Source organism: Suipraeoptans intestinalis, from assembly GCF_034091795.1.
Classification (GTDB): Bacteria; Bacillota; Clostridia; order Lachnospirales; family Lachnospiraceae; genus Suipraeoptans; species Suipraeoptans intestinalis.
The window spans coordinates 1-10,449 of sequence record NZ_JAXFXH010000018.1; the positions used below are offsets into that span (position 1 = coordinate 1).

Consider the following 10,449-nt stretch of genomic DNA (forward strand, 5'->3'; position numbering starts at 1 on the left):
GTGACGGATATTCATCAGCTTGTGCTGTCTTGCGTATCTCTCTAAAAATGCCTTTTGGTTTACAATACTGTTGCTTTCTCCCCCGTCCCTGTCCTCATCACCAACTGAAAGGCGGGAGTATAGTGCTGTGATTTTATTTGTGTATTCTATCATAGCGTTATTCTCCTTTTTTATGTCTATATACATTTCCTTACAGTTGATATTATGCAACCCATCTGCGGCGGCCCGATTTTGCGGTATAGTTTTACACGGTCGCAGCGCAGTTTTCCCAGAACCAGGTTTCCACGGAAGGTAATTTCCCGCAAAATGCGCAAGACCTCCGGGAACAGCTCCCGAAGGTCTCGTATTTTTCTTCTCTTTTTTTCTTTCATCTATCCGGCAAAGCTGCCACGTATTTCTGCCGCTTGTCCCGATATCTTTCGCTGTCCTACAGGATTCCTCCTATACTTAAAAACAGTGGTGCAAATACCAGAGAAACGATGGTCATTAGTTTGATCAGAATATTGATGGACGGTCCTGAAGTGTCCTTGAAAGGATCTCCTACCGTATCTCCTACAACCGCCGCCTTATGCGCTTCGCTTCCCTTTCCGCCGTGGTTGCCTTCTTCGATGTACTTTTTAGCATTATCCCAGGCTCCTCCGGCATTGGACATAAATACAGCCATCATAACTCCGGTCACCAGAGCGCCTGCCAGAAGACCTCCCAATGCATTGGGGCCCAAAAGCAATCCTACTGCCAGAGGCGCCACTACTGCCATAATTCCCGGTACCAGCATTTCTTTCAGCGCTGCCGTCGTGGAAATGGCAACACAGGACTTATAATCCGGCTTGGTCTTTCCTTCCATGATCCCCTCTATGCTCCTAAACTGTCTGCGCACTTCCTCGATCATCTGATAGGCCGCCTTTGATACGGATTCCATCGTCATGGCAGAGAACAGGAACGGAAGCATCCCTCCGATAAACAGTCCGATGATAACTCTGCTGTCCAAAATGTCAATGTTTTTCAGCTTTACAGACTCCGCATAAGATACGAACAACGCCAAAGCCGTCAAAGCCGCGGATCCAATGGCAAACCCTTTTCCCATAGCCGCCGTCGTATTTCCTACGGCATCCAGCTTGTCAGTGATTTTTCTGACGCTCTTATCCAGTCCCGCCATCTCTGCGATCCCGCCTGCATTGTCTGCGATGGGGCCGTACGCATCTACCGCAACTGTGATCGCCGTAGTAGACAGCATCCCTACCGCTGCCAATGCGATCCCGTAAAGCCCGCAGAACTGATAGGATAAAAAGATCCCGGCACAGATCAGAAGGATCGGAATGGCTGTGGATTTCATTCCCACTGCAAGTCCGCTGATGATCGTGGTTGCCGTACCTGTTTCAGACTGCTCTGCGATCTGCTTCACCGACTTATAATCTCCCGATGTATAAACCTCTGTAATGATTCCGATCAAAACGCCTACCACCAATCCGGATACGATAGCAACCGCTGCCTTGAAGTCTCCAAATAACATCCGGCTTAGTACAAAAGCTGCTACTAGTACCAGCGCGCTGGATACATAGGATCCCATTTTCAATGCCTTGTGAGGATCCGAATTGTCATCGCCCCGTACAAAAAATGTACCCAGAATAGAGGCTAGAAGTCCCAGTCCGGCAATCGCCAGAGGGAAGATGGCTCCCTCGCCTTTAAAATATACGATTCCCAATGTCACGGCAGAGATCAGCGCTCCTACATAGGATTCAAACAGGTCTGCTCCCATTCCGGCAACGTCTCCTACGTTGTCGCCTACGTTATCCGCGATCACCGCCGGATTTCTCGGATCGTCCTCAGGAATTCCCGCTTCTACCTTCCCTACCAGGTCTGCTCCCACATCGGCTGCCTTGGTATAGATTCCGCCGCCTACGCGGGCAAACAGTGCGATAGAAGACGCTCCCAGACTGAATCCGGAAAGCACCTCCACGTTCCCGGTCAGGATATAGATGGCGCTCACTCCCAGAACCCCAAGTCCTGCCACGCACATCCCCATGACTGTTCCGCCTGCAAACGCAATGGACAGGGCCTTGTTCATGCCGCCCTCCCGCGCCGCATTCGCCGTGCGCACATTGGCCTTGGTAGCCACATTCATCCCACAGAATCCTGCCAGTGTGGAAAATACAGCTCCTCCCACGAAGCAAACTGCCGTTACCCAGTTGCCGATCCCCAGTCCGATCAGCAGGAACAGCACTACCACAAAGCAGACCAAAATCTTGTATTCTGCCATGAGAAAAGCCTGCGCTCCCTCGCTGATCGCCTTGGCGATCTCCTTCATCCTGTCTGTCCCCGCTCCCTGTCTGCCGACTTTGACTGCAAGCATCCCTGCAAACGCCAAAGCGATCAGTCCCAGAAAGGGGACTACCTTCAGTAACATTTCCATTTTTTTCATCCTCCCACAGATTTATTGTACTATTATTCTATCATAAAACTTACTTTTGCAAAGATTTTTTCTGTTTCTTTTTCAGTCCATAAAAAATTCTGTCAATTTTCACAAAAAGAGAAAAAGCCCTTATCTGGACTTTTCTCTGGCCAACAGCATGGCTCCCCTTGCACCTGCGTATCTTCCCTTCTCCGTAGGTTCCACCGGATAGTTTAATTTTTCACTTAAAATTTGGGCAAAATATCTATTTTCGCTGAGTCCGCCGGTCAGGATCACTCTGGTCGGAAGCGTCTTTTTTCCCACCAGCTGGCTTACTTTCATTGCTACAGAATCCACTACTCCCGCCGCAATATCCTCTCTGCTCCTTCCCTCTCCGATATAGCTGATCACTTCGGATTCTGCAAATACGGTACAGAGGGAGCTGATGGGCGCTACTTTTCCTTTTTGTGCCAGATCAAACAATTCTTCCAGCGTGATCCCCAGACGATTTGCCATCACCTCCAGGAACTTTCCCGTCCCGGCAGAACATTTATCATTCATGATAAAATCCTTTACCATTCCATTTTCCACCAGGATCACTTTAGTATCCTGCCCGCCTACATCGATGATCCCGCAGTCTTCCCCCGCCAGTTCGCGTCCGCCTCTTGCGTGGCAGGTGATCTCCGTGATCACATGGTCTGCAAAGTCCACCGCAACCCGTCCATATCCTGTCGCCACCACTTTGCTGTCTGCTGCTTCCACCTCGATCTCTTTTTCTTTCAAAATCTGCCGGATCTTTTCCGTCGTCTCCCGGCTGTTCCATCCTGTCGGCAAAACGAAATAACAAGTCTCCTGCCCTTCCTTTTGCGCCACCACCTTGGAGGCTGTGGATCCGATATCGATCCCCACGTAATTCACCGTCTTCACCTCTTTCTTCGCCGGACTACCGGCCTTTTTTGATTCTTCCTGATTCCTCTTGCGAATCGTAGCAGATTTCTTCCAGCACCAGCCCTTCCGGCGGAGCTGTAACGCCTGCCTCCGTCCGCAGCTTCTGCTCCAGGATCTCTCCCACTCTTTCCGGCGGATAAAAGCCACGGCCTACCCGGATCAGTGTACCGGCTATGATCCGAACCATATGATACAAAAATCCGTTTCCACATACCTGGATCGTGATCTCAGAGCCTGCTTTCTGAATCCGGATCTCATCGATCCTCCGGACGGTATTTCTGACCTGGGTGTGAATGTTGCAAAAGCTTGCAAAATCATGGGTCCCCAGCAGATATCCTGCTCCCTGTTCCATTTTTTCAATGTCCAGCGGAAACGAAACATGGGCGCAGTATCTGGATCTCAATGGATCGATCCATGCTGCATTCCAAATATGATAAGAATATCTTTTAAGGATCCTCTCCTGGTATCTGGGATGCCAGGAAGGCTCCACTTCATCCGAATGTCGGATCACGATATCCTTTGGCAGCTTCCGATTGAGCGCATGCGCCATCCTTTCCGGCGGAATGGTGGAGCAGGTATCAAACACCGCCACATTTCCCCGCGCATGCACGCCAGAATCCGTCCTGCTTGCTCCAATCACGCAGCAGCTTTCTCCCGTAACCTTCTCTATCGTTTTATTCAGTACTTCTTCCACGGTAATGCCATTTGGCTGGATCTGCCATCCACAGTAGTCCGTTCCGTCATAGGCGATCACCAGTCTGACTCTTTTCATGTCTTTCCCTTCTAAAATATCCAAAGTCGTAAGGGCAAAAAGCGCCCTACCGCAATGGCCGCAATCATATACGCACACACGATCCCATATGCGATCCCATCCCGTTTTCTGTACTGCAGCGGTTTCATCTTTGTTCTCCCCGCTCCTCCCCTGTAGCATCTTGCTTCCATTGCCATAGCCAGATCATTGGCGCGCCGAAAAGCGGATACAAAAAGAGGCACCAGGATCGGGATCATATTTTTTGCCCTTTGCAGGATATTGCCGTTTTCCAGATCTGCTCCTCTTGCCAGCTGCGCTTTCATGATCTTGTCGGTCTCCTCCAGCAAAATGGGGATAAAACGCAGGGCAATAGACATCATCATAGCTATTTCATGTACCGGAACCCGGATCTTATTCAGAGGGGATAATAACCTTTCGATCCCATCCGTCAGCTCATTGGGTGTAGTCACAAACGTCATGATAGAGGATCCCACGATCAAATAGATCAGCCGAACCGCCATATAGACTGCCGTCCTCAGTCCTTCGTCTGTGACGGTAAAGATCCACCAATGAAAGAGGATCTCCCCCTGGCGGCTCAAAAACAGATTGAACAGCACTGTGATAAGAAGCAGCATCACAACTGGCTTCAGCCCCTTTACAATATAGAAAAAAGGGACCCTGGAGCACCGGATGATCCCCCACAAAAACAGTGTGGCAACCAGATATCCCGGTATATTCCGAAACAGAAACAATGAAATTAAAAACAACATGGTAGATACCAGCTTCACTCTGGGATCTAACCGGTGCAGCGGACTGTCTGCCGGATAATACTGTCCTATGGTAATATCTCGAATCATGCCTTCTTCTCCAATGCCTTTAGGATCTCCTCTGCCGCTTCCTCCACCGTCGTTACATCCGGTGAAACAGAAAGTCCTCTTCTTTTCAGTTCTCCCATAACGTAGGTCACCTGAGGAGCCAGAAGTCCTATCTTTTCCAACTCCCTATAGTGGGAAAACACCTCCTGCGGCTTATCGTTATAGCAGATCTCACCCTGATTCATAACCACGATCCGGTCTGCGTACTCCGCAATATCTTCCATGCTGTGAGATACCAGAATGACGGTCAGGTTTCTGTCCCGGTGAAGCTTTCTTATTTGATCCAGGATCTCCTCTCTTCCCCTGGGATCCAGTCCTGCCGTAGGCTCGTCCAGCACCAGTACCTTCGGCTGCATTGCCAAAACTCCTGCAATCGCCACCCTTCTTTTTTGCCCTCCCGAAAGGTCAAACGGAGAGCGCTGGTAATACTTTTCTTTCAGGCCTACAGATCTTAGCGCCGCCAGTGCTCTGTCTTTGCATTCCTCCTCCGTCAGCCCCTGATTTTTCGGGCCAAAACAGACGTCTGTCAAAACATCGGCCTCAAACAGCTGATGCTCCGGATACTGGAACACCAGCCCCACCTCCGTGCGAAGCCGCTTCATATCATATCCATCTTCGTAGACATTCTTTCCCTCATAATAATAGCTGCCGCCAGTCGCCCGTATCAATCCGTTCAGATGCTGTATCAGGGTGGATTTGCCCGATCCGGTATGTCCGATGACTCCCACAAATTCACCTGTCTGGATCTCCAGGCAGATATCTTTTAATGCTTTTTTTTCGTATGCTGTTTTCTGCCCATAAACATACTCAATATGTTCTAGTCTGATTGACATAATGCTTCCACCAATTCTTCCCTTCGCAGAATCCCATGCGGTATATCTATTCCCTTTTTCCTCAGTTCCTCTGCCAGTATCGTCACCTGCGGAACATCCAAACGGTATTTTTTCAGCAATTCCACCTGCGAAAAAATCTCCCGGGGCGTTCCTTCCATGACCACGTGCCCATGATCCATCACCCAGATCCGGTCTGCATCCACTACTTCTTCCATATAGTGTGTGATCAGGATCACTGTCACATGTTTTTCTTTTCTCAGACGCTGTACCGTCTTCAGAACTTCCCTTCTTCCCACCGGATCCAGCATGGCCGTAGGTTCGTCCAGCACGATGCATTTCGGCTCCATTGCCACCACACCTGCGATGGCCACTCTTTGCTTCTGTCCTCCCGACAGCTTGTTGGGAGAGTGATGCCGATAGTTCAGCATTCCCACGGATCGAAGGCTGTCCTCCACCCTTGTCCATATCTCGTCCTTGGGGACTCCCAGATTTTCCGGGCCAAACCCCACGTCTTCTTCTACCACCGTCCCAATGATCTGGTTGTCCGGGTTCTGAAAAACCATGCCGGCCGTCTGTCTGACATTCCACAGCTCTTCCGGTTTTCTGGTATCTCTGCCGTCCACCCAGACACTTCCCCCCGTGGGAACCAAAATAGCATTCAGATGCTTTGCCAGCGTAGATTTTCCCGATCCGTTGTGCCCTAAAATAGCTACGAAGCTTCCCTCTTCCATCCGGATATTGACGTCATCAATGGCTCTGGATACTTGGGTTACGTTTCCTTCTTCGTCCTGCTTTTCATATTCAAAAATCAGATGCTCCGTTTCTACTATCGGTCTTTTTTCCCTTTGCATCATGTGTTCTATACTCTCTCCGGCTGTGGGTATTCGATTCCCTTTGTATCTACTGTGATGGTTTTGATCTTCTGCTCTTCCAATGGCCGGTCTCTGAAATCAGTCTGGACTCCCGCGATTTTATTCACAACCTCCATCCCTTCCGTGATCCTTCCAAATGCAGCGTAAGCCCCATCCAGATGCGGCGATGTCTGATGCATGATAAAAAACTGAGAACCGGCAGAATCCGGCACCATCGTCCGCGCCATGGAAAGTACTCCCGGCTCGTGCTTCAGATCATTCTTGAAACCATTCTGTGAAAATTCTCCCTTAATACTATAGCCGGGACCTCCTGCCCCGCTTCCGTCCGGACACCCTCCCTGGATCATAAATCCACTGATGACACGGTGGAAAATGATTCCATCGTAATACCCCTTATTGATCAGGGATATAAAATTGTTTACCGTATTGGGAGCCACATCGGGATACAATTCCCCTACCATCTTGTCTCCATTTTCCATTTCAATCGTAATAACTGGATATTCCATCATTTTTCTCCTTTTCTCTTTTCAGTAGTTTTCTTCGTGTATACACTATTGTAACGGATTTTCCGTTTATCGTAAAGAACCGACTTCTTTTTCCCTGAAAGAATACCGGATCATCCCTCCCTTTTCCTCACTGCCTGTATCCCACAGTTTCCAAAAAGGTAGTCTATGTTTTTTTCCGTAAGTAGCTGCCAAAAGATAGATCCCTTCCGGGCTTTCCTCGTAGCCTGTGATCAGAAACCAGTGCCAGATAAAATCCCGAAACAGTGCTTTGTCCTTGTGCTGTAGCATCAGATACGGAATAGGAAGTTCCTGCTCCAACTGGCTTTTCACCATCTGTACGGCTTCCTCGTAGGAGCGGTCCCCCAAAAAGCCCTCCAGCGCCAATCTTCGCCCATCTGTCTTCCTCTGATGATCCTCTATATATTTTTCCATTCCGTCTATATACCAGCTTAATCTTTTCACCCCTGACATTCTCGGTCTGATATAGGGCTTCATCTTCTGACTGAATGTTTTATAGGCTTCCCGATCCAGCCGGTCTACCTCTCCCAGCGGATAGAGACTGGAAAGTCCTTTTTCTTTTGCAAAATAAATACAGCTGTCACAAGCAGTCGCCGCTGCACAGCCGCCTATACGCATGACTATATTGGTGAACCAATCCTGATTCCCTCCGTAGCTGTTCCCAATGGTAAAATATCTTACTTCCTTTTTCATGTACGTCCTTATCCAAAATTTTTATCGATCAGTCTGCAGTATTCCTCATAGGCAGCCACTCCCTGAAAGTCCTCTCTCAGCGCGTCTCTGACCCCCTTATAGTACCAGCCGATCACTTCTTTTTCCTTCATCCGGAAACGGTTCCAGAGTTCTTCCCCTGCAACCGGATAATCCCGGTCTATATCCCGCATATTTGACAACTTATCCGCCAGAGCGATCATCTTCACTTCTTTTTCACATTCTGCCATGTGCCTGATGGTGGCCTGCTTTCGTTCCATCCATCCCTTTGTCTTATCTTCACTTTCACTTGCCACCAGATCCGCTATCCGCTTCGTAAATTGGTCACGGAGCACTTCCCAGGTAACTCCCTTACAGTCTTCTATCGTATCGTGCAGAAGAGCCGCACAGATGACTTCTTCGTCTTCCGTCATCGTTTGTACGATTTCTCCTACTTCTATGGGGTGTACGATATACGGTTTTTTTGTGCCTTTTCTAACCTGCCCTGCATGTGCTCTCGCCGCAAAATCCAGCGCTTTTTTTAACATCTTGCACCTCTTTCTTTTGATCCTGACCGGACTGACAGATAAATCATATCACTTAGGACTTTAATTGGCAATGATTCCGATATATAATGGTAGAGAATCCCTGCAAAGAGCCCTCCTGCCACATCCGGCGGATTTTTCTCTGCTCTGGATCTACGGTGGAAATGGTGTATGGCAGGAAAGAAAGGATATCTCTATGAAAGAAAAATTTGTATTGATCACAGGAGCCTCCGGCGGCATCGGCTATCCTACCGCACTCCTGTTTGCTGCAAAAGGATATCACGTCATCGCCCATTGTCACAAACACCCAGATCGACTGCTTCAACTAAAAGAGGAACTGTCGAATTCTTACGGAGCCCCCTGTCATATCCTGTCTGCGGATCTTAGCTACCAGCAGAACGTACAGTCACTTTTTCAAAATGTTTATGAAATCTGTCCTGCTTTGGATGTTCTGGTAAATAATACCGGAATTTCTTATGTTGGCTTGTTTACTGATATGGCCTCCGAAGATTGGGAAACTGTTTTACATACCAACCTGTCTTCTGTCTTCTATTGCTGTCAGGAGGCGCTTCCCCCCATGATCCGTCAAAAACGTGGAAAAATCATAAATATTTCTTCTATCTGGGGGAGCACAGGCGCTTCCTGTGAAGTAGCTTATTCCGCAGCCAAATCCGGCGTCAACGGGCTGACCCGTGCCCTGGCAAAAGAACTGGCTCCCAGCAATATTCAGGTAAATGCTCTGGCCTTCGGCGCCATCGACACTTCTATGAACCATCATCTTTCCGAGGAAGAACGGATGCAGCTTCAAGAAGACATCCCCATGGGACGGTTTGGCACTCCCGAAGAGGCTGCTCTGGCTATCTATACTCTGGCAGAAGCTCCTTCTTATCTGACGGGGCAGATCATTGGGGTGGACGGGGGATTCTGCTAGACATCCCGTCTTCAGATTCTCCTCCGCTTCCCCTCGGCAAAAAGGAGGCTTCAGCCGCACGACACTTCTCTTCCGTTCTTATTTCTTCTACTTTTGAACCTCGCAAAATCTACACCCTGTCCGATGCATCTTCTATCGGTTCATTGGGGTGGACAATCTTATGTACCCATTCTTTTTTGATTTCCCAAATATTTCCACAAACTCTGAAAATACTCCATTCCTCAATTTCAAAAACCCTCTTCCAACTGTCTATGATCCGTTTTTCTTCCTCCGGATACAAGCCTTTATACCTGCCTTCAAAAAATTCAAATCGACTCTTAAATCCTCTTTCTTTCAATTCCTGCTTGTACTTCTCATCATCTTTGGCATCTTTGGGAAGGTAGATTCGATTTAACACATAATCCCATTTCACTTCGTCAAAATACACAATTTGATTTTTGGGAACATCCAGCACATAAACGACTGTTCCGTCAATTGGTTTCAAACAGTTCTGTGCGCTGATAGAACACCAGATAGAGGCCTGCGCATATTCCGGCTTGGGTACGATCTTTTGCGCCTCTTTCGTGAACCAGTCATAGCTCTCCAGAAACAAAGGTGCAATGCTGCCAAAATGCATTTCCACATAAGCTCTGTGATTTAAAATTCTTCCGTCTCTTTCCAGGGCTCTCAAGGTTTTATCATTCTGTCTGGTATACAGACGAACCGTTTCTTCCATGTATTCTCCTTTCTTTTCTCTTTCCTTTTTCTTTTTTGCCTTCTCGCTGTTTTTAACAGTATAGTCCCATCTGACCTTCTCCTCAAGGGAAATTTCTTTTCCTTACCCCTTCCCTTTTGTTGTCTTCTTTTTTAGTATGCGGAACTAGTATATAGAAAACCAAAAGATCCTACAGCTTTATCAGATACCTCATAAAATTACACAAAAAATCCTGCAGACAGATATCTGCAGGACAAAACTCCCCGAGTTGGGTTTGAACCAACGACCCTTCGGTTAACAGCCGAATGCTCTACCGCTGAGCTATCGAGGATCATTCTTCTATTCTCCATGTACCTTCAAAACCACATACAAGTTAAGCATCCGTCTCCTACCGATT

The 10,449-nt window shown here is 48.2% G+C and carries 11 protein-coding genes, 1 tRNA gene and 1 pseudogene; 1 reads left to right on the forward strand and 12 read right to left on the reverse strand.

The window, feature by feature from the left end; all coding sequences use genetic code 11:
• From SOW26_RS09710 to SOW26_RS05845, 10 genes and pseudogenes are all read right to left on the reverse strand, one after another.
• Window positions 1–153: pseudogene (locus SOW26_RS09710) on the reverse strand (recombinase family protein); the annotation flags it as partial.
• 274 nt (window positions 154–427) lie between these two features.
• Entirely contained in the window at window positions 428–2,410 is a 1,983-nt protein-coding gene (locus tag SOW26_RS05805; RefSeq protein WP_154476037.1) for a sodium-translocating pyrophosphatase, read from the reverse strand.
• A 129-nt stretch (window positions 2,411–2,539) separates the two neighbouring features.
• On the reverse strand, window positions 2,540–3,307 hold the full coding sequence (locus tag SOW26_RS05810; protein WP_320652054.1) for an acyl-CoA dehydratase activase: 768 nt from the start codon (window positions 3,305–3,307) through the stop codon (window positions 2,540–2,542).
• Between the two features lie 25 nt (window positions 3,308–3,332).
• Window positions 3,333–4,109 carry a tRNA pseudouridine(38-40) synthase TruA gene (gene truA, locus SOW26_RS05815; protein ID WP_320652055.1) on the reverse strand — a complete coding sequence of 259 codons (777 nt, stop codon included), beginning with the start codon at window positions 4,107–4,109 and terminating at the stop codon, window positions 3,333–3,335.
• Window positions 4,110–4,120: 11 nt separating this feature from the next.
• Window positions 4,121–4,945 (reverse strand): energy-coupling factor transporter transmembrane component T family protein, encoded by an 825-nt coding sequence (locus SOW26_RS05820; RefSeq protein ID WP_320652056.1) that lies wholly within the window; start codon window positions 4,943–4,945, stop codon window positions 4,121–4,123.
• The gene (locus SOW26_RS05825; protein ID WP_276958592.1) at window positions 4,942–5,796 is read right to left on the reverse strand and encodes an energy-coupling factor transporter ATPase; all 855 of its coding nucleotides are present in this window, start codon (window positions 5,794–5,796) and stop codon (window positions 4,942–4,944) included. Before SOW26_RS05825 ends, SOW26_RS05820 begins: the two co-directional genes overlap by 4 nt.
• Window positions 5,781–6,650 carry an energy-coupling factor transporter ATPase gene (locus SOW26_RS05830; RefSeq protein WP_320652057.1) on the reverse strand — a complete coding sequence of 290 codons (870 nt, stop codon included), beginning with the start codon at window positions 6,648–6,650 and terminating at the stop codon, window positions 5,781–5,783. The genes SOW26_RS05825 and SOW26_RS05830 overlap by 16 nt, the downstream gene beginning before the upstream one ends.
• A gap of 5 nt (window positions 6,651–6,655) precedes the next feature.
• Window positions 6,656–7,174, reverse strand: coding sequence for a peptidylprolyl isomerase (locus SOW26_RS05835; RefSeq protein ID WP_320652058.1), 519 nt, complete (start codon window positions 7,172–7,174; stop codon window positions 6,656–6,658).
• 66 nt (window positions 7,175–7,240) lie between these two features.
• On the reverse strand, window positions 7,241–7,885 hold the full coding sequence (locus SOW26_RS05840) for a hypothetical protein (protein ID WP_320652059.1): 645 nt from the start codon (window positions 7,883–7,885) through the stop codon (window positions 7,241–7,243).
• Window positions 7,886–7,893: 8 nt separating this feature from the next.
• Complete coding sequence (locus tag SOW26_RS05845; protein ID WP_320652060.1) at window positions 7,894–8,430, reverse strand: HD domain-containing protein; 537 nt, start codon at window positions 8,428–8,430, stop codon at window positions 7,894–7,896.
• Window positions 8,431–8,623: 193 nt separating this feature from the next.
• On the opposite strand from SOW26_RS05845, the gene ymfI reads away from it, so the two are divergent.
• Entirely contained in the window at window positions 8,624–9,358 is a 735-nt protein-coding gene (ymfI, locus tag SOW26_RS05850) for an elongation factor P 5-aminopentanone reductase (RefSeq protein WP_320652061.1), read from the forward strand.
• 109 nt (window positions 9,359–9,467) lie between these two features.
• On the opposite strand, the gene SOW26_RS05855 is transcribed toward ymfI, so the two are convergent.
• Window positions 9,468–10,073 (reverse strand): DUF3841 domain-containing protein, encoded by a 606-nt coding sequence (locus tag SOW26_RS05855; protein WP_320652062.1) that lies wholly within the window; start codon window positions 10,071–10,073, stop codon window positions 9,468–9,470.
• A 238-nt stretch (window positions 10,074–10,311) separates the two neighbouring features.
• Window positions 10,312–10,383 (reverse strand) — tRNA-Asn (locus SOW26_RS05860).
• Window positions 10,384–10,449 lie beyond the last annotated feature (66 nt).

Excerpts from the sequence above, each read along its gene's own strand:
- SOW26_RS05835 (WP_320652058.1), bottom strand. The coding sequence starts at position 7,174 with ATGGAATATCCAGTTATTACGATTGAAATGGAAAATGGAGACAAGATG.
- SOW26_RS05840 (WP_320652059.1), bottom strand. The coding sequence starts at position 7,885 with ATGAAAAAGGAAGTAAGATATTTTACCATTGGGAACAGCTACGGAGGG.
- truA (WP_320652055.1), bottom strand. The coding sequence starts at position 4,109 with ATGAAAAGAGTCAGACTGGTGATCGCCTATGACGGAACGGACTACTGT.
- SOW26_RS05805 (WP_154476037.1), bottom strand. The coding sequence starts at position 2,410 with ATGGAAATGTTACTGAAGGTAGTCCCCTTTCTGGGACTGATCGCTTTG.
- SOW26_RS05855 (WP_320652062.1), bottom strand. The coding sequence starts at position 10,073 with ATGGAAGAAACGGTTCGTCTGTATACCAGACAGAATGATAAAACCTTG.
- SOW26_RS05830 (WP_320652057.1), bottom strand. The coding sequence starts at position 6,650 with ATGATGCAAAGGGAAAAAAGACCGATAGTAGAAACGGAGCATCTGATT.
- SOW26_RS05820 (WP_320652056.1), bottom strand. The coding sequence starts at position 4,945 with ATGATTCGAGATATTACCATAGGACAGTATTATCCGGCAGACAGTCCG.
- ymfI (WP_320652061.1), top strand. The coding sequence starts at position 8,624 with ATGAAAGAAAAATTTGTATTGATCACAGGAGCCTCCGGCGGCATCGGC.
- SOW26_RS05825 (WP_276958592.1), bottom strand. The coding sequence starts at position 5,796 with ATGTCAATCAGACTAGAACATATTGAGTATGTTTATGGGCAGAAAACA.
- SOW26_RS05845 (WP_320652060.1), bottom strand. The coding sequence starts at position 8,430 with ATGTTAAAAAAAGCGCTGGATTTTGCGGCGAGAGCACATGCAGGGCAG.